Raw genomic sequence first — 25,378 nt, 5'->3', positions numbered from 1 at the left:
TGTTTAACTCCGTTTACCAGCGGCGCTCGAAGCGACGACGCAAGAGGATGGCGCCCATGTTCATGACGATCAGGAACAGGAGCAGGACTATGATGGCACCCGAAGTACGCTCAACGAAGGCACGTTCTGCCTCGTTGGCCCACATATAGACCTGTACGGGCAGAGCCGTCGAGGGATCGAGCGGTGTCGTCGGCGCATTGGCGACGAAGGCGACCATGCCGATCAGGAGCAGCGGCGCGGTTTCGCCGAGCGCGTGCGCCAGGCCGATGATCGTGCCGGTCAGGATGCCCGGCATGGCGAGCGGCAGCACATGGTGGAACACCATCTGCATCTTCGAAGCGCCAAGGCCGAGCGCTGCGGCGCGGATCGACGGCGGCACGGCGCGCAGTGCCGCACGCGTCGCGATGATGATCGTCGGCAGGGTCATCAGCGTCAGCACCAGGCCGCCGACCAGCGAGGCCGAGCGCGGCAGGCCGATGAAATTGATGAAGACGGAAAGACCGAGCAGACCGTAGACGATCGAAGGCACCGCGGCGAGGTTGTTGATGTTGACCTCGATCAGGTCCGTCAGCTTGTTCTTCGGCGCGAACTCCTCGAGATAGATCGAGGCGGCGACGCCGATCGGCAGAGCGAGCACGAGGACGATCAGCATCAGGTAGAGCGAGCCGATCAGGGCGACGCCAAGGCCTGCGGCCTCCGGACGGCTGGAATTGCCGTTGACGAAGAGGCCGGTGTTGAACTGCTTGTGGAGAGCGCCGCTCGCCTTCAGCTCGTTCATCCAGCCGACCTGCTTGTCGTTGACCTTGCGGTTCTTCTCATCGACCGAGAGGTCGATCTGGGCCTTGTTGGCGCTGTCGACATTGGCGTCGGCGAGCACCGTGACATTGACCGTCTTGCCGATGATCGACGGATCGGCGAGCACCATATCGCGCAGCTGGATCGGCGCACTCTTCGACAGCATGGCGGTTGCATCGCGCACGTCGGGACGGCTCGAGGCATTGATGTTCAGCTGCTTGACGATCGCGTCACGCAGGAGAACCGGATAATTGGCGGCGATCAGCACCGAGGGATCGGTCGCACGCTTATTGTCGGGGTCGATCGTCTTCTCGACGAATTCGATCGGCAGGGTGATCGCCGTCTGCTGGAAGGCGGTATAACCTTTGCCGATCACCGTCCACAGCAGGATGAAGAGGAAGACGAGACCGAAGGTGATGGCGGCGATGCCATAGGCCTGGAACCGGCGCTCGGCGGCATAGCGGCGCTTGATGCCGATATCGCGGCGCGCGGGCGCCTTGGAAACGGTGACGCCTGATGTGGGAGAAACAATATCCGTCATTCGTACTGCTCCCGGTATTTGCGCACGATGTAAAGCGCATAGATATTGAGGCAAAGCGTGATGCAGAACAGGGTGATGCCAAGGGCAAAGGCAACCAGCGTCTGCGGCGAGGTGAACTCAAGGTCGCCGGTCAGCTGGTTGACGATCTTGACCGTCACCGTCGTCATCGGCTCGAACGGGTTGATCTGGATGCGGGCGGCCACACCGGCGGCCAGCACGACGATCATGGTTTCGCCGACGGCGCGCGAGGCAGTCATCAGCAATGCGCCGACGATGCCGGGAAGGGCTGCGGGCAAGACCACCTTCTTGACGGTTTCGGAGCGTGTGGCACCAAGACCGAGCGAACCGTCACGCAGGGACCGCGGCACGGCGGTGATGATATCGTCCGACAGCGAGGACACGTAAGGGATCAGCATGATGCCCATGACGATACCGGCCGTCAGAACGCTCTGCGCCTGAATGAAATTGCTGTAGTTGCCGGACAGAAGGCCGCTGACCTGAGCGGAGAAATCGCGCAGGAACGGACCGACGGTGACGAGCGCGAAGAAGCCGTAGACGATCGTCGGAATGCCGGCGAGCACTTCCAGCAGCGGCTTGGCGACCCCGCGCACCTTCGGCGAGGCGTATTCGGCCATGTAGATGGCGGCAAAGAGGCCGACCGGCACGGCGACCAGCATGGCGACCAGGCCGATATAGATCGTACCGAGCAGCAGCGGGATCAGCCCGAACTGACCGAAGGACGAGCTGCCGGCTCCGGCAAAGCGCGGATCCCAGACGGTGCCGAAGAAGAAGTCCATGGCGGGAACGGCCGTAAAGAAGCGAGCGGCTTCCGACAGCATGGAGAGCACGATGCCGATCGTCGTCAGAATGGCGATCGAGGAGGCGAGCAGCAGGCCCCAGAGCATGACGCGCTCGACCCGGTTGCGGGCGCGGAAGCGCGGAGCGATGGAGCGCAGCGCATAGAAGGCGCCGGCAATGGCGAGCGCGAAGACGATCGCCGTCATGGCGATGCGGCTCGTCAAGCTCATGGCGTTGAGCGTCCTGGCGGCGTCGATCATGTAAGGCAGCGGCTGGCCGGCAAGCGGCACGCCCTTTTCGAGGAGCTTGGCCTGAAGCGCAGCTGGATCGTTGCCGACCGCCGCAGTTTCATCCGAGGTCAGCATCGTCAGGCCGCGGGCGACCGTCGCCACCGTCGAATAACCAAGATCCTGCTCGACCGAGACCTGAGCCTTGATGTCGTCAGGGAAAGCGCTGCGAACCGAAGACTGGATGATGCCGGGGCTGATGGAGAGCCAGAGGCCAAGGACGATGAGGGCGGGAAGAACTGCCCAGATCGCCGCATAGGCGCCGTAATAGGCCGGCCGTGAATGCAGTGCGGAGGATCTGCCTCCGGCAAGCGCCGTGGCACGGTTGCGCGCGACCAGATAGGCGGCGACTCCGATCACCACAAGGCACAAAAGTATGATGGATGTGCTCATTCGTTACGTCCCCAGGCCCATAGCCCCAAAAAGCCCGGCAGCTTCGTCAGCTGCCTTCAGCTTCCAATCATGGAGAAGGAATTCAACCCTGCAGCGGACATGCCCGGCAGGGACATAAGCAATGCCGGCGCGGGCTGAAAGGCACCGCGCCGGCAAAATTCATTACATAGCCTTACCGGCTTCGACTTCCTTGCGGATCGCTTCGCGCTCGGCATCCGGAGCGGCAACGAGGCCGTATTCGACGAGCGGGCTGTCAGGGCCGATCATCTGGTCGGATACGAAGAAGTTGACGTATTCCTTCAGGCCCGGAACAGCGCCGAGATGTGCCTTCTTGACGTAGAAGAACAGCGGGCGGGAAACCGGGTAAGTGCCGTTGGCGATCGTTTCGGTGGACGGAACGATACCGCTCATCGAAGCAACCTTGAGCTTGTCGGCGTTGTTTTCATAGAAGGAAAGGCCGAATACGCCGACGCCGGTCTTGTTGGCGGCGATGCGCGCCAGCGTTTCCGGATAGTCGCCGTCGATGTCAACGGCGACGCCGTCCTTGCGGACTGCGACGCAGGCCTTGCCCTGGGCAGCCTTCTCGGCGATTTCCTTGGCGATGACGTCGGTTGCGCCAGAGGCCTTGCAGCCGGCAGCGAGAACGTTCTGTTCGAAGACTTCGCGGGTGCCGTGCTTTTCGCCCGGAATGTAGGCAGCAATATCAACAGCCGGAAGCTTCGGGTTGACTTCCGACCACTTCTTGTAGGGGTTGGCGACGAGCTTGCCGTCGACGACGACCTGGGCTGCGAGGGCCTTGTAGATATCGGCAGGAACGTAAGCGAGATCAGGGTTGGAAGCGTCGGTTGCGAAGACGATGCCGTCATAACCGATCTTGACTTCCTGGATGTCGGTTACGCCGGCAGCCTTGCAGGCTTCCAGTTCGTTCTTGTTGATCGGACGCGATGAATTCGCAATATCGATGGTGTCCTCGCCAACGCCCTTGCAGAATTCCTTCAGACCAGCGCCCGAGCCGCCGGATTCGACGACCGGCGTCTTGAAGTTGGTGAAGGTTTCGCCGAAGGACTCGGCAACGATCTTTGCGTAAGGCAGGACGGTGGACGAACCAGCGACCTGAATCTGGTCGCGGGCGACGGCAGCGCCAGCGAAAGCAGCAGTTGCAGCGAGCGCGGCAACGGTGAGCTTGAAGGTGTTCATGTAAATCTCCCGCATTGGGCTTGTGTGAGTGCGGCCTTAGAGAGGCCCTCGCATTGCCTTTTTTCATCGGCGGGACTCTCTTAGCTCTTGAAGCCTCGTCCTTTTATGTCAAATCGATGAAACATTTGTGACAATATAAGTTATTGATTTAAAATGATAAAATTATGCAACGTAAAAGTGTTGCGACATATCGTCAAAAACGGACGGTAAAATCGGTGCCCTTGCCGACTTCCGACTTGACGATCAGCCGCGCCCGGTGGCGGGTGAGGATGTGTTTGACGATGGCAAGGCCGAGGCCGGTGCCCTTCTTTGAGCGGCTGTCCTCGATGCTGACCCGGTAGAAGCGCTCCGTCAGCCGCGGCACATGCTCGGCCGGGATGCCCGGGCCCTTGTCGACGATGCTGACCTCGACCGGCTGGCCGGTGCCGTTCTTCAGCCAGACATCGACGATTTCGCCCTCCTGGCCGTATTTGCAGGCATTTTCCATCAGGTTCTCAAAGACCTGGACAAGTTCGTCGCGGTCGCCCAGCACCTCGACCTTGCCGTCGGGCAGATGCAGATTGATGTCGACGCCGACATCCCTGGCCAGCGGCACCAGCGCATCCCTGACATGGCCAAGCAGCGGCACCAGATCGATCTTCTCATCCGGAGCGATATGCGATTTCAGCTCCAGGCGAGAGAGCGACAGCAGGTCGTCGACCAGCCGGCTCATGCGCGTCGTCTGGTCGAGCATGATGTTGAGGAAACGCGCCTGCGCCTTCAGATCGTTCTTCGCCGGTCCCTGGATGGTCTCGATGAAGCCGCGCAACGAGGCAAGCGGCGTGCGCAGCTCGTGGCTGGCATTGGCGACGAAATCCGAGCGCATGCGGTCGATGCGGCGGACCTCGGAAATATCGCGGAAGGACAGGATGAAATAGCGCTCATGCGGCCCGTCATCGGCTGCGAATTCTATGGGCGCGCTGCGGACGATATAGACGCGCTCGGAGGGCAGCCGCTCGGAATGCTCTATCTGGTTCGGCGCATTGGTGGCGATGGTTTCGCGCACCATGTCGAGCACGCCGGGCGAGCGCATACGGGCCGATATATGGGCGCCGAGCACCACCTCGCCGAAGGCCTTTTCGGCAGCGCGGTTCTGGAAGAGCACCGAGGCGTCGTCCGACAGCACCATGACGGGGATATCGAGGCCGGAGAGCGTGGCGGAAACTTCAGGCAGCCGGCTTGGTGGCGCTTCCGGCTCGATCTCCACCGGCGGTGCCGGCTCGGCCTCGATGGTGGGCGCCTCGTTGAAAAGCGCCGTGAGGATCATCACAAGCAGCAGGACAAGCACCACCCACTTGTTCATGCCGGCGGCAAGCGCGGCGAGCGCGCTGAGGATTGCCGCAAGCAGCACCGGCCGTTCGCGCTTTATGCGCGCCAACAGGCTTTTTCTCCATGGAGTTTCGTCTGGCAAGTGCCCTCGCGGCGTCGATTCGTTTTTCTTATATTGGAACTCTGCCTGATAGCGGCAATTCATGACAGAAGTTTTCGGGCTGCTGCTCAGATGCGAAAGACCGCAGCCGAAACCCGCGGATAATTGCCGGCGGGTCGCGAAAGATTTGATTTTCAACGGCAACTATGTTGGCCTGCGGGAGAAAAGCGATCAGGCTGAGGAGGATCATATGGACGAGGACGTCGAAAACAGGGCCGTGGAGCTGGAGATCCGCGGCAAGAAGCGCATCTTCGATGTCGACGATCCCACCCTGCCGGCCTGGGTGGACGAACGCGCGCTGGAATCAGGCGACTTTCCCCACAAGAAGAAGCTCAAGGAAGAGGACTATCTGGAGCAGCTGGAAAAGCTGCAGATCGAACTCGTCAAGGTGCAGTTCTGGCTGCAGGCGACTGGCAAGCGGGTGATGGCGCTGTTCGAAGGACGGGACGCTGCCGGCAAGGGCGGCGCGATTTCGGCCTCCTCGGCGAATATGAACCCACGCCTTGCGCGGGTCGTGGCGCTGACCAAGCCGACCGACCGCGAGCAGGGACAATGGTATTTCCAGCGCTATGTCGCGCAATTTCCGACGGCTGGCGAATTCGTGCTGTTCGACCGGTCCTGGTACAACCGCGCCGGCGTCGAGCCAGTCATGGGCTTCTGCACGCCGCAGCAATATGAGGATTTCCTCAAACAGGCGCCGCAGCTCGAAAAGATCATCGCCCATGAGGGCATCTTCTTCTTCAAGTTCTATCTCGATATCGGCCGCGAGATGCAGCTCAAGCGCTTCCACGACCGCCGGCACGATCCGCTGAAAGTCTGGAAACTGTCGTCGATGGATATCGCCGCGCTGACGAAATGGGACGATTACAGCGACAAGCGCAACCGGATGCTGAAGGAAACCCATACGGATTTCGCGCCGTGGACGGTGATTCACGGCAACGACAAGCGGCGAGCGCGCCTCGAAATTATCCGTCACATGCTGAACAAGATCGATTATGACGGCAAGGACAGACAAGCGCTCGGCACGGTCGACGAGAAGATCATCGGCTCGGGGCCCGGGTTTCTGAAATAGAAGCCGGGGTCACCGGCCCCGCCGGGACCGGCCTTACTGCCCCGGCAGGATGCGGATGGCGAAGAGGTTGATGCCGCGCGCCTTGCCGTCGAGATCGCTGTTGATCGTCAGCGTGCCCGGCGAATTCGGCGCGAGCGAGCGGTCGAACTTGACCTGCAGCAGCGCATCCGACTTTTCCCGGGTGACGTTGAAGCGATGGCGGGCGCAATTGCCGAGCGTCTGAAAATTGCATTCGACGGTAACCTGCGTCGGCTCATCGGTGGTGGATTGCAGCGTCAGCGCGATCGTCGAGGATTTGCCGGCCAGTTGCTGCAGCACCGAAGGTGGCACGCTGATCGATATATTGCCATCGGCCGCACCGCTTTCGGAAATCAACCGGATGGCCGGACCGTCATTCTCGGTGATCTTTTCGGTGCGCGCCCGCGGGCCGCTTTGCATCTTGTCGGCGTCCTCAGGCTTGAACAGCGGGATCCAATCGGCCGAGAAACTGTTCTGCGGATCGATGGTCACCGGCTCATCGGTATGAGAGCCCGCATTCCCGGCGCTCTCGTCATTGCCGGTAAAATCCTCCGGCTGCGTGCTTGCCGGCGGATTGGCAACGCTGGTGTCGCGCTCGGCCGCCGTCATCAGCAAGCCCGATGTATGCGCCCACCAGGCGCCGATGCCGATGAAGGCGAGCAGGACGCACCAGACGAGGAGCCGCGAAAAGAATTTGCGCGGCTTGCGACGGCCTGCAGCCCGCTCCGGGCGGAAATCCATATTGGTGGCGCGCTGACCGCGGGCAAGGCGTTCCTCGCCGACGGGAGCGGCAGCCAGATGATCGGCATTGCCGGCATGCACGTCGTGGAGGCTGGACTCGTCGCCGCGGCTGAAGGCCACCTCGGGGGTGCGGGTTTCGCCAACAGGCACAGGATTGTCGATAAGGCTGTCGATATCGGCCACATCACCGCGGGGAACCGGCGGAGCCGGCATTTCCACGACCGGCGGCACGGGCACTTCAGGCGGCCTCTGGCGGGGGTGAAGGCGGTCGCGCTCCTCGCCTTCGATGGCGTGGATGGTGCTTTCCAGGCGGTGGCGGTGATGGGCGACGACTTCGGTGTCGGTGATATCCTGCTTGCGCAGCCCGGCTTCCAGCGCCTGGCGGGCCGACTGATAGATCCTCGCTCGAACCTCCGGATTGTCGCGATCGGAATTCTCGAGCGCTGTTCTGATGGCCGTTTCTAATCCGCTCACATCCAGTCCTTCAGCTTGAACTCGGCATCGGACTGCAATCCCTGCCGTTCTCCATCAAAATTCGGTAACGGCAAGTGCGGCAAACCGCAAGCCTTGCGGGCCCTGCTGCCATCGATCGACGGAGATATCGGCAGCTTTCACCGCTTATGGGCCTTATTCTATTAGCTTTCTCGGACGTATATATTCGGGCTGAAATCGACGAAGGCATGGCAGCCGGTCTTTTATCGCCTTTTCATCTCTGTTATGAGATTGACGTTTTCGTAAACGTCAAAGGAGGTGATGACCTTGGCCCTGCCCCCGATCCTGAGGGATAAACTGAGACTACCAGTCATCGGCTCGCCGCTCTTCATCATCTCGTATCCGGCACTGACGCTGGCGCAATGCAAGGCGGGCATCGTCGGAGCGTTTCCGGCGCTGAACGCCCGGCCGGAAAGCCAGCTCGACGAATGGCTGGCGGAGATTACCGAGGAGCTTGCCTGCCACGACGCCGCCCATCCGGAGCGGCCGGCGGCGCCCTTCGCGGTCAACCAGATCGTCCACATGTCGAACAAGCGGCTGGAGCACGACCTTACGCTCTGCGTCAAATACAAGGTGCCGATCGTCATCTCCTCGCTCGGCGCCGTGCCCGAGGTCAATGCCGCCGTGCATTCCTATGGTGGCATCGTGCTGCATGACATTATCAACAACCGCCATGCCCATTCAGCGATCCGCAAGGGCGCCGATGGGCTGATTGCGGTCGCTGCCGGCGCCGGCGGCCATGCCGGCACGCTCTCGCCCTTCGCCCTTGTCCAGGAAATCCGCGAATGGTTCGACGGGCCGCTGCTGCTGGCAGGCGCAATCGCCACCGGCGGCGCCATCCTCGCCGCAGAAGCGATGGGCGCCGACATGGCCTATATCGGCTCGCCCTTCATCGCCACCGAAGAGGCGCGCGCCGCGGACGCCTACAAGCAGGCGATCGTCGAAGGGGCCGCCGGCGATATCGTCTATTCCAATTACTTCACCGGTGTGCACGGCAACTATCTCAAGTCCTCGATCGTGGCTGCCGGCATGGATCCGGACAACCTGCCGCTTGCCGATGTCTCGAAGATGGATTTCGAGCAGGCTGTCGGCGGCGCCAAGGCCTGGAAGGACATATGGGGCAGCGGCCAGGGCATCAGCGCCATCAAGGCCGTCGAGCCGGTGGCAAATCTCGTCGACCGGCTGGAGGCCGAATACAGGGCAGCGCGTGCCCGGCTGACGCTGTGAGGCGCCTTCCCGCCCCTCCCGTCTTTTTTGCCAAAGCCATGACAGGGTGCTTGAAATCTTCCAACAATGCCTGTATCAGCGCCATGCAAATCGCAGGCCGCATGCTTCGGCCGTGAAACGCCGCTTTAGCTCAGGTGGTAGAGCACATCATTCGTAATGATGGGGTCGCAGGTTCGAGTCCTGCAAGCGGCACCATTTTCCCCGCCGTTGACACAATGCCGACCGTTTAACGTCACTGTGACGCAAATCCAGACGGTGAGATTTACTCTGAACCCTCCATAGTTGATCCCAGGTGACAGGCTTGATCCCGTTCAGCCCCTCCCGAGTTACGCCGTGAGTTTTTTGGACAGGCCCAGTACCCGTTTTGAGCGCATCTAATTTAGAGCGATCGCGCGTTGTATGTTAAGATGTTTTGTTACGCGTCACGTCAACGGCGCACGGCGCGGGTATGGCGAGCGAAACGGGCAGAAGCCTAAAGGCACGGTATTTTTCCTGTTATTTTCAAAGACTTGTAGGTGTCCCAATTGCCCTGCGCAAAAAAGCAATATGGATATTTTAACCGGATAGGACTACTTATCATTTGAAAGAGGCAATCATGGTGCAAGATAAGGAAAATTCTGTCATTGCGGCGTTCACCGAGGAGCAGGTGGAACGGCTGACAGGTGTTACCTTGCGCCAACTCAGGCACTGGGATCGGACTAAATTTTTTGTTCCGACCCTTGCTTATGAGGATAGAAGTCAGCCCTTTAGTCGCTTGTATTCTTTTAGGGACTTGGTGTCGCTGAAGGTCCTGAGTGCACTACGCAATGATTCGAAAGTTTCCTTGCAACATCTTCGCGGGGTTAAAGACAAGCTCGCTCATCTTGGCGATGCACTCTGGTCTAAGACGACGCTGTATGTGCTCAAGCGCAAGGTCGTTTTTGACAATCCGGAAAGCAAAACGAAGGAGGAAGTCCTTTCAGGCCAGGGCGTCCTGCAGATTCCGCTGGAGGTTGTGACCGGGAACATGAAGGATGCCGTCGCGAAGATGAAGGAGCGGAAAAGCTCCTCTGTCGGTAAAATCGAGTCGAAGAAAGGTATTGCGAACAGCAGGCCAGTGATCGCCGGAACGCGGATTCCGGTAGACACGATCAAAGCTTTCGCAGCCGAGGGATATTCCATCGAAAAGATCCGGATGGAGTATCCCACCCTCACTACCGAGGACATTCTCGCCGCCATCAGCTATGAGGCGGCTGCTTAATGATCAGGGGATGTCGGGTTGCGCTTCTTCCTTGATGCGAGCGTGCCCGATTCCGTTGGCCAGGTGTTGTCAGCCGCCGGCCACGAAGTCATTTATCACCGCGAGGCGCTTGAAGAGGGTGTGAAAGACCCTGTTGTTTGCCAGACTGCTTCGGCCAACGATGCAATCTTGGTCGCGGTCGATAAAGATATGAAGCAGCTTACCAGGCGGTTCGGGGTCACGGATGAGCGGTTCAAGAACCTTTCCATGGTCTTTTGCGGCTGCAGTATCCCAGTCTCCGCGAACCGCGTTGAACAGGCTCTTTCCCTAATCGAACATGAGTGGGTGTATTCCAAGCAGAAAGTCGGGCGGCGCTTGCTGGTGGAGATTACCAATCATCAGATTTCAACACATCGCTAGATCCCGACATTTAACCTGCTTCTTCTCCTCCGCGGCTCCCATCAACCGACCGTGAAAATCGCAACTACGACAGGAACAATGCCCCCACCGATCAGGTTCTCTCCCGTGAGACAACCAGCATGGAGAAAATCATGTCCTGCAAGTTCATCGCGATATCACTGCTTTCGATCGGTCTTGCCGGCCCGGCGCTGGCGCAGACGGCCGGGGGTGCGGATGCCAATGGGCGGCTTTCGGTGGCGCCTGTAATCGGCGGATCGGGGAGTTCGGGCGCCGGTTCCGCAGGCGCCGGGTCAGCTGGCACTGGTTCTGTCGGCGGCGGTGCAACGGGCACAGGGTCTGTCGGCACCGATTCCGGCACCACCGGCAGCACGACCGGCACTGGCGGCGTCAATCTCAACAGCGGCCGCAGCACGATCAACCCCGGCGGGGTCAATCCCAACCTGCAGCAGACGCCGGGTTGCACCAGCGGCAGCGCGGATACCGGCTCGCTCGGCGAGGCATGCCCGCAATGAGGATGAGGTGATTGTTCGCCTTCCTTCTGACAAAACGAAGGCCCGGAGCGGAATGGCACCGGGCCTTCGCTTTCGGCCGAAACTTCCCTGACATCACGCGAAAACAACCGGTGCTGTCAGAAACCGGTCGCGGCCTGCTTTACCGGCCGGGCTCGAGGTCGTAAAAGGGCCCATCACTCCGCAAGCGGCGCATCGCCCCACACCCAGCCAGCCTGCCGATATTTCCGGCATCTGCGGAGCACCCGAAGAGGATCGTCATGTCGAATGCAGCGCAACGCTCGAACCGCGTGCTTATCGTCGCCACCATTATGCTCGCGACCTTCATGGTGGCGATCGAGGCGACGATCGTGGCGACCGCGATGCCGCGCATCGTCGGGGAACTTGGCGGCTTTTCCTATTACAGCTGGGTGTTTTCGGCCTTCCTGCTGGCGCAGTCGACGACGACGGTCATCTACGGCAAGCTTTCCGACATTTTCGGGCGCAAGCCGGTGCTGATCGGCGGCATCCTAATCTTCCTCGTCGGCTCTTTGCTCTGCGGGCTTGCCTGGTCGATGATGTCGTTGGTGCTGTTCCGGCTGCTGCAGGGGCTCGGCGCCGGCGCCATCCAGCCGGTGACGATGACGATCATCGGCGATCTCTTCAAGCTCGAGGAACGCGGCCGCGTGCAGGGCGCGATGGCGACCGTCTGGGCGACCTCGGCCGTCGTCGGGCCGCTTGCCGGCGGCATCATCGTCGACAATATCTCCTGGGCCTGGATCTTCTGGATCAACCTGCCGATCGGCGTCATCTCGATCATCGCCTTCATGGTCTTCCTCAAGGAGGACGTGGCGCACAAGCAGGCAAAGATCGATTATCTCGGCTCGGTGCTGTTTTCGATCTCGATCGTGGCACTTCTCGTCATGCTGACGGAAACCGATGCGAGCGCCTGGATCCTGCTTTCGCTTTTCGCCGTCTTCGTGGTCACGGGCCTGCTCTTTCTCGCCCAGGAGAAGCGGGCACCGGAGCCGATCATCTCGATCCCGCTGTGGAGCCGAAGGCTGATTGCGACCAGCAATGCGGCAACGCTGCTGGCCGGCATGGCGCTGATCGGGCTTTCGACAATCCTGCCGCTTTATGTGCAGGGCGTGCTCGGCCGCTCGCCTCTTGTCGCGGGGTTCACGCTCACCATGCTCGTCGTCGGCTGGCCCTTGGCGGTGATGCTCTCCAGCCGCCTCTACAAGGCCTTCGGCATCCGCCGCACGCTGCGCGTCGGCAGCCTGATGTTTCCCTTCGGCGCCTGTTTCCTGTTGTTCCTGACGCCTGACAGTTCGCCGGTCGTTGCCGGCGCCGGCTCGTTCTTCATGGGTTTCGGCATGGGTCTCATCAGCCTCACCAGCCTCGTGCTCGTGCAGGACAGCGTCGAATGGTCGATGCGCGGCAGCGCCACTGCCTCGATCATCTTTGCCCGCAGCCTCGGCAATACGCTCGGCGCCACCGTGCTCGGCGCCATCCTCAATGCCGGCATCAACCATTATGCGAGCGGCGATGCGGCGGCGGGCCTGCATGAGGTGCTGAACCAGCCGACCGGGCTCTCCACGCTCGCCGCTGATCCGGCGATCCGTGCTGTCTTCAATGCGGCCCTGCACTGGAGCTTCTGGGGCGTGGTCGTCGTCGCGGTTCTCACCTTCTTCACCACCTGGCTGATCCCGGTTGGGCCTAGTGGGAAGCGCGAGGCTCCGGCTGCGGCAAGCGAGGCGCCCTCCCATTAAAGCGGTTCAGCCGTTCGGCGCGACTTAGGTAAGAGGCTCTGATGGGTTACGATCTTCACATCACTCGTAAAATAAATTGGTTCGATGCGTCTCCGTCGATCACTCTCGACGATTGGCTCGAATACGTCGCCAACGATCCGGAAATTCAGCACCGCGGCTTTGCTGAAACTCCTACCGCCGATGGAGGTGTTCTACGGGTGGAACAGACGGGCATGTGCGTCTGGAAAGAATATTCACCCGGCGAAAATCGAGAAAACGCCGCATGGCTTTGGTGGAGCGGAGGCAACATCGTTGTCAAAAATCCCGATCAAGAAATCCGTCGGAAAATGTGGCTTATCGCCCAATCTCTCGAAGCCGAAGTCCAGGGAGAAGAGGGAGAATATTATGGCCGAGATGGCGAGAGCATCGTGACGCCGGCGAAAGCCATACTCCCGCCCGAGCCTTCGATGCCTTCCGATCCAAAGCGTCCATGGTGGAAATTCTGGTAGATTTGGGCTGTTTGGAGAGTTGTCGGACGATGAGCGTTTTCGTGTTGCTCTTGGGGTTTCCGGGCGTGGGGAAGCTGACGATCGCCAAAGAGCTCGGCTCACTTATATCAGCAAAGATCGTTGATAATCACTGGTTCAACAACCCGATCTTGCGCCTCCTCGACGAGGCCGCTCCGCTGCCAAAAGGCGTCTGGGAGTACACTGGTCGGGTCCGGCAGGCCGTTCTGGATGCGATCACGGCCTATGGCGGCCCGTCGCCGAATTTCATCTTCACCCATGCCGGTGTCGAAGGCGATGAGCGGAGCACGCGGACGTACCAACAATTCGTCGAAGCCGCCGGACATCGCGCCGCGGTCTTCATTCCCGTGAGATTGATTTGTGCCGAAGAAGAATTGGCATATCGCGTTTCCTCCCCCGCGCGGCGCGACCACCTGAAAACCACCGACGTCGAGATGTCGAGGAGCCGAAGCCAACAGGCCCTGGTTCTCGATATACCGCACCAGCACGCGCTGACGTTGGATGTGACTTTCATGTCGCCTTCAGAAAGTGCTGCGGCGATACGGGATCATGTTGTGACATGCTGCGCTGAGCGGTACAGCCCTTCGCGCCGATAGCGGAAGACCTGCCGAACGGGAGCTGATTGTGCGATTGCATGCAACGATGGAAGATATTCCGAAGGGTGGCGTCGTCATCGACGCCGCTCTCCCGCTCGCCGTCGTTGTCGACGAGATTCTGAGGTTATCGCGTGCCTGTGATGACCGTTGCCGTTGAGCGAAGGTGAATCTTGCCATCGCTGACGGATTGGAGAGCTAGCTCCAGGACCTCGTCCCGGATTTTCTCCCGTGTTGCCGCATCTGCCTTGGATAGTCCGGCGACAACCGGCGCGGCGACCTCAGTCATGAAGTCCCAGTAACGCTCCGGGGTGTCGTGCACCATTATCGCTGACACCTCTTCCTCGGAGACATCGAGAAGGCCCGCCTCTCTGAAGGTCTCGACCATCATGCCTTCCCCCGCACAGCGGAACAGGCCCGGAGAGCCGGGTGGTGGCGAGGGCATTTCCACGTGGCGGGCGATCGTGCCCATGATGGTGGTCGCCCATGAATTTTTGACAGGAGTGCTCCAGACTGCGGCGCAGACGCGCGCACCGGGCTTTGTCACGCGTGCCATCTCCTTGGCGGCGGCAGCGATATCCGGGAAGAACATAAACCCAAACCGGCACAGGACGGCATCGAAACTGGCATCGGCAAAAGGCAAGGCTCCCGCATCGCATCGGCGAGTTTCGAAGTTTTTGAGGCCACGTTTGGTCGCATTTTCTGCGGCAACAGTCAGCATATTTTCCGAGAGATCGGTTACGACAACATGGCCGTCCGGGATTGCCGCCGCCGCCGTCAGGCCGGGTTCGCCAGTGCCGGCGGCTATGTCAAGCACGCTAAAGCCGTTGGAGAGATTTGCGTGCCGGAGCATGGCGTCACCAAACGGCGCAAGCCAGCTGAGAACCAAGCTGTCCCATTTCTTCCAGCCGGCGGAAAACTTGTCCCAGGTCTCACGTTGCTGGTTACGGATATCGTCGAGATTTGCTGACATGCACCGGCCCCCCTACGTCCAACCGGCAAAGCCGGGAACGTCACTATGCGCCGCTGATGGCGGGATTCAATGGAAATAAACGCCATTGGACCAATCGCCAGGCATGACCCAACCTGTTGGGACGGAGTGATTGAATTGACCAAGACTATTGGAGCTTTTATACAACAGCTTTTGCGAAACTCCGGATTGGCCAAAAATAATCCTTATAAATCAACGGGCTTCTCCTGGATGGTGTCAAATCAAGAAAGCGAAACCAGCGGATTGCCGACGCGTTACAGCTCGGCTGTATGCATCAGCCATGGAGAAACAAAATTATAAAGATCATGGTCTTGCTGCACAGCGCCGATGGCATGGCTTGGCAGTCTCCCCCTAAAGGCACCAGCCTGAAGACATTGAACGAAGCCGAAGAGCAAGGCTTCATCCTGATCCGTGGGGAATTTCAGAAACGGCAATTCCGTTTGACGGAGCTGGGCTCCAACTATGTCGAGCGCGACAAGCGGCGTCTCGAAGCGCGCAAGCTCTGAACCGATACCGCCTGCCAAGCGCGAATTGAACGCACTAAAGCGCGTCGCGATCTTTCAGATTCGCTCCTCGCGCTTTAGGTCCTTTTTTACGCATGTCGTTATCGCAAAACCGCGGCACACTTTTGCGCGACATGCTTTAGCCGATCCGGCTGACAGTCGCAGCATGCCGGAAGCAATCGCGGCCCTGTCCCTGGGCAATCATGAGCATTGACCGGCTTCACGGATGCGGAAGCGGAGCAACTTGTCGATTTGCTCGAGCGGCTGATCGAAAATCTGGATCAGATTGCAAGTGCGCAATCCTCGGCGCAGCTTTAGAAGCACCAGTGGTGCTTATGAGAGGAAGGCTAATGCACAAAGGATCCTGTCTGTGTGGTGCGGTAACTTTCGAGATCGAAGGTGATCTTCGAGCGCCGGACGCGTGCCATTGCTCCAAATGCCGAAAACAATCCGGCCACTTCTTCGCTTCAACCGACGTGCCAAAGCGTCAGATCGCGATCCAAGGAGGTGAAAGTCTTACCTGGTATCAATCCTCAGAAAAGGTGAGGCGTGGATTTTGCGGGGTATGTGGTTCATCGCTGTTTTGGGATCCACCCCATCACGACTGGATTGCTGTCGCGATGGGTGCATTTGATAGCCCGACCGAAACCAAATTGAAAATGCATATCTTTGTTGCCGACAAAGGCGATTACTATGACATCACCGACAACCTGCCACAGAATGCGCAATAGGCAGCGGTTGCTCGCCCGCGAGCGGACTTCAATTTCTATTCTGCGGCTGCGGCGGCTTGCTCGAACTCGTGCCACCCTTCGGCAGGGAGCGGCGGTTCTCCAAGACGCGTGACAGCAAGTTCCCCTTTCTCTTGCGCGGGATGAGATCGATATCGCTGACAAGCTTTGCGCCGCCCCGGCGGCGCTCCAAGGTGATCTTGCGGCTATGGAAGGTTTCCAGCTCAGCGCGATGCGCGACGCTGATGATGGTGACATCAGGCAATTCATCGATCACCATCTGCATCATCTTGTCCTGGCTCTTCTCGTCGAGTGCCGAGGTTGCTTCATCCAGCACGACGATATCGGGTTTATGCAGCAGGAGACGGGCAAAGGCCAGCCGCTGCTTTTCGCCGCCCGACAAGGTCTGGTCCCATGGCGCGTCTTCCTCGATCTTATCTTTCAGATAATCCAGTCCCACCTTGTCGAGGGCCGACTTGATCTCATCCGGCGGCCAGTTATCGGCGGCGCCGGGATAGGCGACAGCACGGCCAAGCGTCCCCGAAGGAATATAAGATCGTTGCGGCAACATGAACAATTGTCGATCGGCGCGGAAATCGACGCTGCCGCCACCCCACGGCCAGAGACCGGAGATGGCCCGCACCAGCGTGCTCTTGCCCGAACCGGATTCACCTGACACAAGCACCCGCTCGCCGGGCTGGATCTCGACCCGGGTTTCCTTGACCACAGCGGTGCCATCGTCAAGCGACACGGCGAGATCGTTGAGGCTGAGCATCGCCTCACTTTCGGTTTGGCCATGCTTGATCCGGCCGAGCGCGTCGCTCTGTTCTGCACGCTCGAGCCCGTCGAGCGACATCATCAGCGACGCGACGCGTCGTGCACATGCGTTCCAGTCGGCAAGGCGCGGATAGTTATCGACCAGCCAGCCGAAGGCGGTCTGGACGATGGCGAAGGCTGACGCTGCCTGCATGACCTCGCCCAGCGTCATGCTGCCTTCGAGAAATTTGGGGGCGCAAAGGAGGAGCGGCACAACAGGGGCAATCAGCATCGACCCATGCGACACAAACGTCGTGCGCATATGCTGGCGGGCGAGCAAAGCCCATTGCTTCAGCACATTGCCGAAGGTCTTGTCGAGGTCGTTGCGCTCTTCCTCCTCGCCGCCGAGAAGCGCGATGCTCTCACCGTTTTCCCGCACATGCGTCAGCGTATAGCGAAATTCGGCCTCTACCTGGTTCTTGACCTCGGAGACCTGCACGAAATGGCGGCCGATCACCGCGATCACGCTGGAAGTGATCACGGCGTAGAGGACCGCGGTGACGACGAGAAAGCCCGGAATGGTAATGGTCCAGCCTCCGATCGGCAGCGTCAAGGCTCCGCCGATCGTCCACAGCACCACGATGAAGGTCGAGGCCGAGAGGAACGCCGCGATGACACCGGCGGTAAAATCGACGGGGGCTTCGGTGGCGATCCTCAAATCCTCCGAGATGCGCGCCTCGGGGTTCTTGTGGTCGCCGCCGATGAGGTTCAGCTGGTAGTATCGGCCGTTTGCCAGCCAGCGCGCGATGACTGCCGTCGCCAGCCAGGAACGCCAGCGCCGCTGGATCATCATGCGAACAGCGACCTGTGTGGTGACAAGAGCGACGGTTCCAAGCACGAGCGGCACGAACACGCCGCTGAGGTAATAGACGGTGCCGGCATCGTGCCGCTCTATAGCGTCGAAAATCGCGCGGTTCCAGCGATTGATCCCATACTGGAAGCCGACATTCATGCAGATCATGGCAAGCAGCCCGATCGACAACGGCCAGGCGAGCTTGTCACCGCCACGGCCCCAGAAACGGCGCGCGGTGATCCAGAAGCGCTTGAGCAAATACCGCTTGCGCGCATGCTCGGCCTCCTCGGGCGTCAACTCCGGATCGGGTTCAATGATATCTGGCGGCGGCACGACCTCGACAGTCGATGCCTTCTCCTGGCGCGTCTTTTCGGCACCGTGCGGTTCGTCGGTGCCGTCGACCGATGTCGGATTGAGTTTAGCGTCGGCCATAAGCGCGATAACGGCTTACACATCGAAATGTTTCATGAGGCCGGTGACGTACGTGTCATCGAAGGGCTTGTCGAGAAAATGAGGGGAAGACCGCGGCCGTGCTGTCGCTGTTACACCGTATCTGAGCCCATGACATAGCTGTCGTTCGCCGCGTTCTGGATCATTGCGATGGCGACCGGCGGCAAGATGAAACTCCAGATGCCGAGCCAGGCAATCGACATCAAACCTCCCCGGCCTCTGTCGCGTGCCCGCTCGTTGAGGAGATCGCCAAGGGTCATCACAAGAACCGGCAATCCGAGCGGTACGAGGATCGCGATCAGCATGGCGGCAAGCGGCGTCAGCAGGCGCTGCGACTGCGCCGCGCCCGCTAGCTCCCCGTGTATGCGATAGACCCAGTAGGCAAGATAGATAAGGGCGGCCACAGCAATGGTGAAGACCAGAAGCGCTAAAAGCAGCGTGATGGGGGAGGAGGCGACGTCGGCATCATTTGCCTGAAACAGATGGACACCGAACGCCATCAGAAAAATCAGGATCGGCGGGGTGATCAGGATGATGGCGACCAGGAGAGGGGATCGCCGGCGCGGCGCAAGCGGCTTGTGTCGCGGACGCGGAGCTTCATCGAAGGCCAGGTTTCCGGCCGGCACCAGCAATATGACAGCGAGGAGCAGGCAGGCCAGCAAACCCGAAACGACAGGTACGGCGCCGAGATCGAGCCCGTATAACCACGAGGCGCCGATCGGAGCAAAGGCTGAGAGCAGGATCGTCGTCGACATCAGCGTGAGAGCGCAGCTGAAGTCGATTTTTCCTGGTCGCCCGCCCACCAGGAATATCGCGATCGCGAGAGGGAAAACGGCCCGAACCGTGCCGAACACCACACCAAACAAAAACAGAAACACCGGCGATCCCCACAAAGCAGGCGCCGGCAGAAAAGCGATGGCGAGAATGGCACAGACGAGAAGGGGGGAAATCAAAGCCGACCGGCCATGGCGGCTCGCGACGATAAAAGCCAGGAAGGCGCCGGCAACCCAGCCAAGAGTGGAGCCGGAATAGAAGATCCCGATCGTCTGAGCGCTGTTGCCCGTCATTTGCGAGATCACGGGAAAGACCGTGCTGAAACCCTGTCCACCGATTGCCAAAAGAAGCGAGGAAAAAAACACGGCCCAATAGCGATAGGTGCTGAGGAAATCGGCCAGCGTCCATTCGGCATTGCGGGAGGGGGCAGAGGTGTTTTCCATCGGTGAAACTTGCTCTCCATTGATGATCATCGCTCATCGCAGACGGTGGATGCGTCGACCATGCGCATCGAGGAGGTTATTTCAATAGCTTTGACGCGGCATCCGGATCAGCCCAGAGGTTTTGCCGACATATCGAGACGGATTTATAAATCTTGCCTTCGGGCCGAAAGGTGCCGGGTGGACGCAACAAGGGCAATCGTGTCTCATTCTGGTTGAGTTCGGGCAAGGTCGGCCGTAACGCGGCAACAGCGGACGGAAAAACGAAAAATGCCACCGGACATTTGCAGCGACGCTGCATCGGGATGGGCTAATCGTCGTTGATGTCGCCCCTCCGCTTACGCTCCTCACGCGCTCTCCGTCGCGACCTGCGGCAGGGATTGCAGCAGGGTCTGGCGGGCGGAGTGCAGATGCGCTCGGCAGGCGGTTTCGATCGCCGCCTGGTCGCCGGATTCCAAGGCTGCGATATAATCCAGATGTTCGTGGATGGCGCGCTCGTTGCGCTGGCGGGCGGCGGTCTTGTTCCACTGGTAGTGATAGTGGAAGACGATGGCGATGGCGTCGTAGAAATCGGCGATGAAGCGGTTCTTCGAGGCGCGATGGATCAGCAAGTGGAAGCGCTCGTCGAGGACGGAGAAATCTTTGAAGCGCTGGTTGATGTCGGCAAGCATGGCGTGATGTTCGTCGCGCATAGCGGCAAGATCGGCCCAACTCTGATTATCCCTGGGAAGCCGGCCGAATTCGGCGGCGGAATGCAGTTCGAACATTTCGCGCACATCGGCCAACTCAAGCGCGAATTCGCGGGTGAAGCCTTTGAGCGTCCAGTGGCTGTTCGGGCGTTTCTCGATGAGGCCGAAGCGGGAGAAGCGGATCAGGAATTCGCGGACGCTGGTGGTGCCGGTGCCGATCTCGCGGGCAAGCTCCAATTCGTTGATCTGCATGCCGGGTGCTGCATCATCGGCAAGGATGCGCTGCATGAAGCTGCGCTCGATGATATCATGCAGGGAGTCGGTTTCTTCGGAGGGAAAGAGGTCGTGGTCTGTGGGTTGGCGCAGCACGATCTTCTGGCGCTTGTTCCAGCGGATGATGCCCTCTTCGTTGAGCCGCGTCAGGATGGCGCGCGCCGTCGAACGGCTGACGCCGAGCTGGGCGGCGATCTCCGGTTCCGAAGGCAGCGCGGTATCCGTGCGCAGGGCTACGGCATACCTGTTATAGGCTTCCTTGAAGACCGTATTCTGCCTTGCCACCAGACCCCGCTTTCCGCCCTCGTATCCACCGCCCCGCTTCAAAGCAGGACAGAACAGACCGGGGCTTGTTCAAACGACCTTTAGCTTATTTCCGGTCGCCTGCGGCTCATTGCCTCCCTCGTCCACAGGATCAATATTCCCGTTGACTTGAAAATGTTTATTGTAGATAAAAAACAAAATCAATGCGCTTTCGCCGATGCAGCGAGCCTTTCCCAGGGAGATAGAGACTTGGACAAACTGCCTTGGATCATCCTTTCGGCCGGCGACAATGTCGCGGTCGCAACGGCGGCAATCGCGCCGGGTTCGACGGTTGCCGGCATTCAGACCCGCGAGAAGATCGACCCCGGCCACAAGGTGGCGATAGCGGATATTCCGTTCGGGTCACCCGTGGTGAAATACGGACAGGCGATCGGCCGCACCACGGCCGAGGTCAAGGCCGGCGACCATGTGCACAGCCACAACCTGCATTTCGAAAACGACCGCCTCGCCGCCACCGCCAATTCGGCGCCGGAAGCGGCCACAGTCGACGACGTCGGGCGCACCTTCATGGGCTATCGCCGCGCCGACGGGCGGGCGGCAACTCGCAACTATATCGGCATCATTGCCAGCGTGAACTGTTCCACCACGGTCTGCCGGGCAATCGCCGACGAGGCGAACCGGACGATCCTGCCGCATTATGAAGGCATCGACGGTTTCGTGCCGATCGTGCACGATCAGGGCTGCGGCATGAGCTCGACCGGCGACGGCATGAACGTGCTGCACCGGACGCTCGCCGGCTACACAAGGCATGTGAATTTCGGCGGCGTGCTGATGATCGGCCTCGGCTGCGAGGTCAACCAGCTGACGCTGTACGGGCAGAGTGGTGCCGGCGCCTCGAAGCGGCATTTCAACATCCAGGATGCCGGCGGTTCACGCCGCGCGGTGGTACGCGCCATGGGCATGCTGCGCGAGATCGCCGCCGATGTCGGCAAAGAAAAGCGCGTGCCGATGTCGATCGGGGAGATCATCATCGGTCTGCAATGCGGCGGCTCGGACGGCTTTTCCGGCATCACCGCCAATCCGGCGCTGGGTGTGGCGGCCGACCTGCTGGCCGCAGCCGGCGGCACGGCGATCCTGTCGGAAACTTCGGAAATCTACGGTGCCGAACATCTGCTGCGCAGCCGCGCCGTCAGCGACGAGGTGGCAAAGAAGCTCGACGACAAGATTGCGTGGTGGGAGGATTACGTCGCTCTGCATGGCGCCTCGCTCGACAACAACCCGTCGCCCGGCAACAAGCGCGGTGGTCTCACAACCATCCTCGAAAAGTCGCTCGGCGCGGTTGCCAAAGGCGGGCGTTCGCCGCTGACGGCGGTCTATGGTTATGCTGAGCGGGTCACGGCCCCCGGTCTCGTCTTCATGGACACACCCGGCTACGACCCGGTCTCGGCGACCGGCCAGGTGGCCGGTGGGGCAAACATGATCGCCTTTACCACAGGCCGCGGCAGTTGCTTCGGCTGTCGGCCGGCGCCGTCGCTGAAGCTTTCCAGCAATTCGGCGCTCTATGCTTCGATGGAAGAGGATATGGACATCGATTGCGGCACGATCGCCACCGGCGACGCGACGATCAGCGGCAAGGGCCGCGAGATCTTCGACCTCATCGTCGATACCGCCTCGGGCAAGAAGACCAAGAGCGAGCTCTTCGGCTACGGCGACAATGAATTCGTGCCCTGGCATCTCGGTGCGACGCTGTAGCCTTTCTTTTTACGCGATCCCGGACGGAAAACCGCTTCACACTTTTCCTGGGATTGCTCCAGATAGATAGTTTCAGCTTCTTCGTAAGGAGGAATGATGAAGACGAGACGGATCGGCAAGACCAAGCTGGAGGTGACCGAAATCAGTTTCGGCGCAGCCGCTCTCGGCGGTCTCTATCGCGCCTGCCCGCGCGAGCAGGCAATGGACACGCTGCAGGCGGCCTGGGACAGCGGCATCCGCTATTTCGACGTGGCGCCCTGGTACGGGCTCGGCCTTGCCGAACGGCGGGTCGGTGATTTCCTGCGCGACCAACCGGACGGCTCTTACGTGCTGTCCACCAAGGTCGGCCGGCTGCTTCGACCGGTGCCGACCGGCACCGTGCCTGATTACAGCTATGTCGATCCGCTCTCCTTCGATGCCGATTACGACTATTCCTATGACGGAATCATGCGCTCGGTCGAATTCAGCTATGCGCGGCTCGGCCTCAACCGCATCGATATCCTCTATGTGCACGACCTCGGCGTCTACACACACGGCGCGGCGAAGAATGCGGTCCACCAGAAGCAGTTTCTCGATTCCGGCGTTAAGGCGCTGGAGGAACTCAAGTCGTCTGGCGCGATCTCCGCCTTCGGCCTCGGCGTCAACGAAGTGCCGGTCTGCCTTGACGTCATGCGCCATTCCGATCTCGACTGCATCCTGATGGCCGGCCGCTACACGCTGCTCGACCGCTCGGCCGTCGCCGAACTGCTGCCGCTTTGCCGGCAGAAGGGCACGTCGCTCGTCGTCGGCGGCGTCTTCAACTCCGGCATTCTCGCCACCGGCCCGGTGCCGGGTTCGCATTTCGACTATATGCCGGCTGATAACGACGTGCTTGCCAAGGTGGGCGCCATGGAGGCGATCGCCAAACGCCACGGCGTGCCGCTGGCGGCTCCCGCCCTGCAGTTTCCGCTGCGCGAGGCGATCGTCGCATCGGTGCTGATCGGCACGGCGAAGCCTTCGAGCCTGACGCGCAATATGGAGATCGTCGAGCCGCGGCTTGCCGACGAGATCTATGCCGAATTCGAACCCTATACGCTGGTCGCGCCGCCGCTCGGCGCCGAAGCCGTCCGAGTCTGAGGAGAGATTATGCTCAAGGGTATTCATCCGCTGCTTGGCCCCGACCTGCTCCATGCGCTGAAGACCATGGGGCATGGCGACGACATCGTCATATCGGACGCCAATTTTCCCTCGGGGTCGATGGGCCCGCCGGTCATTCGCGCCGACGGCGTCAGCGCCACCGACATGGCCGAGGCCATCCTGACCCATATGCCGCTCGACACCTTCGTGCCGGAAGCGGCATGGCGGATGGAGGTGGTGGGCGATCCCGATGCGATGCCGGAGGTCTGCACCGAATTCCAGCAGATCGTTGCAAAACACGCCGGCGATTTCCGTATCGTGCCGGTCGAGCGTTTTGCGTTTTACGCGATGGCCCGCAAGGCCACCTATATCGTCGCGACGACGGAATTCCGGCTGTACGGCAACCTGATTTTGAAAAAGGGCGTCGTCCATCCGCACGAGGTCGACATGGCCTGATCCCTATTTTAGGGTATCGTGGTATTGGAATAAAATCAGTTGCTTGGCGGGAGTTTGGCGAATAAAAAAAGCCTGTTTGGCGCTCTTGCAATTTGATTGCGCCTCGGCTAGCTTCACCTGGCAAATGTTTTTTATCGATAAAAATCGTCCGCCTGCGTTCAGCGGTCGATTTATTTGGAGGAGAACGCACCCTGAGAGGAGAACCCTTATGAGTTTCGTGAAATCCCTTCTGTCCCGCCGCGCCTTTACCGCGCTTGCGGGCGCCGCAGTTATCGCCACGGCGATACCGGCACCGTCGTTTGCAGCCGACGTGACGATCCCGATCATCGTCAAGGACACGACGTCCTTCTACTGGCAGATCGTTCTGGCCGGCGCCCGCAAGGCCGGCAAGGATCTCGGCGTCAACGTGCCGGAACTCGGCGCACAGGCCGAATCCGACGTCAACGGCCAGATCAGCATTCTTGAGAACGCCGTTGCCGGCAAGCCGGCGGCCATCGTCATTTCGCCGACCGAATTCAAGGCGCTCGGCAAGCCGATCGATGAAGCGGCCAAGTCGGTACCGATCATCGGCATCGACTCGGGTGCTGACTCCAAGGCGTTCAAGTCGTTCCTGACGACCGACAACGTTCAGGGCGGTCGCATCGCCGCTGACGGTCTGGCCGCCGCTATCAAGGGCGCCACCGGCAAGGAAGAGGGCGAAGTCGTCATCCTCACCAACCTTCCGGGCGTTGGCTCGCTGGAACAGCGCCGCGAAGGCTTCCTGGATCAGGTGAAGACCAAGTATCCGGGTCTTAAGGTCATTGCCGACAAGTACGGCGACGGCCAGGCAACGACCGGCCTCAACATGATGACCGACCTGATCACGGCAAACCCGAATCTCGTCGGCATCTTCGCCTCGAACCTGATCATGGCGCAGGGTGTTGGCCAGGCGATCGCCGAAAATAAGCTCGGCGACAAGATCAAGGTCATCGGCTTCGACAGCGACGACAAGACGGTCGGCTTCCTCAAGGATGGCGCGATTGCCGGCCTCGTCGTTCAGGACCCCTACCGCATGGGTTATGACGGCGTGAAGACCGCGCTTGCCGTCTCCAAGGGCGAGAAGGTCGAAGAGAACGTCGACACCGGCGCAAACCTCGTCACCAAGGCGAATATGGCCGATCCGAAGATCGACGCGCTGCTGAACCCGAAGATCAAGTAATAACGACAGACAGGCCGCGCCGGCTTCAAAAACCGGCGCGGCCTTTTCCATCCGTGCTATGTTTTGCAGGGGATGGAGAGCAGACGCGACACAAGGAGGAGAGGTCCC

At 60.3% G+C, this 25,378-nt stretch carries 24 protein-coding genes, 1 tRNA gene and 1 pseudogene; 17 read left to right on the top strand and 9 right to left on the bottom strand.

Translation table 11 applies throughout. From position 1 onward, the window contains the following. Positions 1–13: 13 nt before the first annotated feature. The 4 genes from pstA to phoR all read right to left on the bottom strand — a co-directional run bounded on the left by pstA (position 14) and on the right by phoR (position 5,428). Complete coding sequence (pstA, locus tag HFO71_RS07485) at positions 14–1,336, bottom strand: phosphate ABC transporter permease PstA (RefSeq protein WP_131639816.1); 1,323 nt, start codon at positions 1,334–1,336, stop codon at positions 14–16. After that, positions 1,333–2,814 (bottom strand): phosphate ABC transporter permease subunit PstC, encoded by a 1,482-nt coding sequence (gene pstC / locus HFO71_RS07480; RefSeq protein WP_077977474.1) that lies wholly within the window; start codon positions 2,812–2,814, stop codon positions 1,333–1,335. Before pstC ends, pstA begins: the two co-directional genes overlap by 4 nt. A 162-nt stretch (positions 2,815–2,976) precedes the next feature. Further along, positions 2,977–4,011, bottom strand: a complete 1,035-nt coding sequence (locus HFO71_RS07475; protein ID WP_017958845.1) for a substrate-binding domain-containing protein — start codon at positions 4,009–4,011, stop codon at positions 2,977–2,979. 193 nt (positions 4,012–4,204) lie between these two features. After that, entirely contained in the window at positions 4,205–5,428 is a 1,224-nt protein-coding gene (phoR, locus tag HFO71_RS07470; protein WP_221966306.1) for a phosphate regulon sensor histidine kinase PhoR, read from the bottom strand. 241 nt (positions 5,429–5,669) lie between these two features. Here phoR and ppk2 point away from each other — a divergent pair, with 241 nt between their 5' ends. Then, on the top strand, positions 5,670–6,551 hold the full coding sequence (gene ppk2 / locus HFO71_RS07465; protein ID WP_221978831.1) for a polyphosphate kinase 2: 882 nt from the start codon (positions 5,670–5,672) through the stop codon (positions 6,549–6,551). A 33-nt stretch (positions 6,552–6,584) separates the two neighbouring features. Here the strand turns inward: ppk2 and HFO71_RS07460 are convergent, their stop codons facing one another. Further along, on the bottom strand, positions 6,585–7,784 hold the full coding sequence (locus tag HFO71_RS07460; protein WP_221987756.1) for a regulator: 1,200 nt from the start codon (positions 7,782–7,784) through the stop codon (positions 6,585–6,587). Positions 7,785–8,069: 285 nt separating this feature from the next. Between HFO71_RS07460 and HFO71_RS07455 the strand changes: the two genes are divergently transcribed. The 8 genes from HFO71_RS07455 to HFO71_RS07420 all read left to right on the top strand — a co-directional run bounded on the left by HFO71_RS07455 (position 8,070) and on the right by HFO71_RS07420 (position 14,030). Continuing rightward, complete coding sequence (locus HFO71_RS07455; RefSeq protein WP_077977719.1) at positions 8,070–9,029, top strand: NAD(P)H-dependent flavin oxidoreductase; 960 nt, start codon at positions 8,070–8,072, stop codon at positions 9,027–9,029. 119 nt (positions 9,030–9,148) lie between these two features. After that, positions 9,149–9,224, top strand: a tRNA-Thr gene (locus tag HFO71_RS07450). Positions 9,225–9,624: 400 nt separating this feature from the next. Next, positions 9,625–10,269 carry a DUF433 domain-containing protein gene (locus HFO71_RS07445; protein WP_077977471.1) on the top strand — a complete coding sequence of 215 codons (645 nt, stop codon included), beginning with the start codon at positions 9,625–9,627 and terminating at the stop codon, positions 10,267–10,269. 18 nt (positions 10,270–10,287) lie between these two features. Then, a complete protein-coding gene (locus tag HFO71_RS07440) occupies positions 10,288–10,668 on the top strand; it encodes a DUF5615 family PIN-like protein (RefSeq protein WP_131663047.1) in 381 nt (126 codons plus the stop codon). A 131-nt stretch (positions 10,669–10,799) separates the two neighbouring features. Continuing rightward, on the top strand, positions 10,800–11,180 hold the full coding sequence (locus HFO71_RS07435; RefSeq protein ID WP_131639823.1) for a hypothetical protein: 381 nt from the start codon (positions 10,800–10,802) through the stop codon (positions 11,178–11,180). Positions 11,181–11,437: 257 nt separating this feature from the next. Beyond that, on the top strand, positions 11,438–12,928 hold the full coding sequence (locus tag HFO71_RS07430; protein ID WP_168256988.1) for an MDR family MFS transporter: 1,491 nt from the start codon (positions 11,438–11,440) through the stop codon (positions 12,926–12,928). Between the two features lie 41 nt (positions 12,929–12,969). Beyond that, positions 12,970–13,416 (top strand): hypothetical protein, encoded by a 447-nt coding sequence (locus HFO71_RS07425; protein ID WP_131639825.1) that lies wholly within the window; start codon positions 12,970–12,972, stop codon positions 13,414–13,416. 29 nt (positions 13,417–13,445) lie between these two features. Next, complete coding sequence (locus tag HFO71_RS07420; protein WP_168256987.1) at positions 13,446–14,030, top strand: DEAD/DEAH box helicase family protein; 585 nt, start codon at positions 13,446–13,448, stop codon at positions 14,028–14,030. A 124-nt stretch (positions 14,031–14,154) separates the two neighbouring features. Here the strand turns inward: HFO71_RS07420 and HFO71_RS07415 are convergent, their stop codons facing one another. Next, positions 14,155–15,000, bottom strand: a complete 846-nt coding sequence (locus HFO71_RS07415; RefSeq protein WP_131639826.1) for a class I SAM-dependent methyltransferase — start codon at positions 14,998–15,000, stop codon at positions 14,155–14,157. Positions 15,001–15,069: 69 nt separating this feature from the next. On the opposite strand from HFO71_RS07415, the gene HFO71_RS07410 reads away from it, so the two are divergent. The 4 genes and pseudogenes from HFO71_RS07410 (at position 15,070) to HFO71_RS07400 (ending at position 16,252) form a co-directional block, all read left to right on the top strand. Then, positions 15,070–15,318: a hypothetical protein gene (locus HFO71_RS07410; RefSeq protein WP_221988030.1), complete on the top strand. Its 249-nt coding sequence runs from the start codon at positions 15,070–15,072 to the stop codon at positions 15,316–15,318. Positions 15,319–15,323: 5 nt separating this feature from the next. After that, positions 15,324–15,524 carry a hypothetical protein gene (locus tag HFO71_RS07405; protein ID WP_038613687.1) on the top strand — a complete coding sequence of 67 codons (201 nt, stop codon included), beginning with the start codon at positions 15,324–15,326 and terminating at the stop codon, positions 15,522–15,524. 142 nt (positions 15,525–15,666) lie between these two features. Next, positions 15,667–15,839 (top strand): annotated as a pseudogene (locus HFO71_RS35755) (MarR family transcriptional regulator); the annotation flags it as partial. A 32-nt stretch (positions 15,840–15,871) separates the two neighbouring features. Continuing rightward, on the top strand, positions 15,872–16,252 hold the full coding sequence (locus HFO71_RS07400) for a GFA family protein (protein WP_131639827.1): 381 nt from the start codon (positions 15,872–15,874) through the stop codon (positions 16,250–16,252). A gap of 28 nt (positions 16,253–16,280) precedes the next feature. Here HFO71_RS07400 and HFO71_RS07395 read toward each other — a convergent pair whose 3' ends face one another. The 3 genes from HFO71_RS07395 to HFO71_RS07385 form a co-directional block, all read right to left on the bottom strand. After that, positions 16,281–18,290, bottom strand: coding sequence for an ABC transporter ATP-binding protein/permease (locus tag HFO71_RS07395; RefSeq protein ID WP_131639828.1), 2,010 nt, complete (start codon positions 18,288–18,290; stop codon positions 16,281–16,283). A 110-nt stretch (positions 18,291–18,400) separates the two neighbouring features. Next, positions 18,401–19,525 carry an MFS transporter gene (locus tag HFO71_RS07390; protein ID WP_131707899.1) on the bottom strand — a complete coding sequence of 375 codons (1,125 nt, stop codon included), beginning with the start codon at positions 19,523–19,525 and terminating at the stop codon, positions 18,401–18,403. A 344-nt stretch (positions 19,526–19,869) separates the two neighbouring features. Beyond that, positions 19,870–20,769 (bottom strand): GntR family transcriptional regulator, encoded by a 900-nt coding sequence (locus HFO71_RS07385; protein WP_221951506.1) that lies wholly within the window; start codon positions 20,767–20,769, stop codon positions 19,870–19,872. Between the two features lie 228 nt (positions 20,770–20,997). On the opposite strand from HFO71_RS07385, the gene HFO71_RS07380 reads away from it, so the two are divergent. From HFO71_RS07380 to HFO71_RS07365, 4 genes are all read left to right on the top strand, one after another. Continuing rightward, the gene (locus HFO71_RS07380; protein WP_221987754.1) at positions 20,998–22,500 is read left to right on the top strand and encodes a UxaA family hydrolase; all 1,503 of its coding nucleotides are present in this window, start codon (positions 20,998–21,000) and stop codon (positions 22,498–22,500) included. A gap of 96 nt (positions 22,501–22,596) precedes the next feature. After that, positions 22,597–23,616, top strand: coding sequence for an aldo/keto reductase (locus HFO71_RS07375; RefSeq protein ID WP_025393016.1), 1,020 nt, complete (start codon positions 22,597–22,599; stop codon positions 23,614–23,616). A gap of 9 nt (positions 23,617–23,625) precedes the next feature. Continuing rightward, positions 23,626–24,072: an RbsD/FucU family protein gene (locus HFO71_RS07370; protein ID WP_025393015.1), complete on the top strand. Its 447-nt coding sequence runs from the start codon at positions 23,626–23,628 to the stop codon at positions 24,070–24,072. A 208-nt stretch (positions 24,073–24,280) separates the two neighbouring features. Next, positions 24,281–25,270 carry an ABC transporter substrate-binding protein gene (locus HFO71_RS07365; protein ID WP_131639832.1) on the top strand — a complete coding sequence of 330 codons (990 nt, stop codon included), beginning with the start codon at positions 24,281–24,283 and terminating at the stop codon, positions 25,268–25,270. Positions 25,271–25,378 lie beyond the last annotated feature (108 nt).

It is taken from the genome of Rhizobium laguerreae (assembly GCF_019778565.1).
GTDB lineage: Bacteria > Pseudomonadota > Alphaproteobacteria > Rhizobiales > Rhizobiaceae > Rhizobium > Rhizobium laguerreae.
This window is presented reverse-complemented; position numbering and strand designations above follow the sequence as displayed.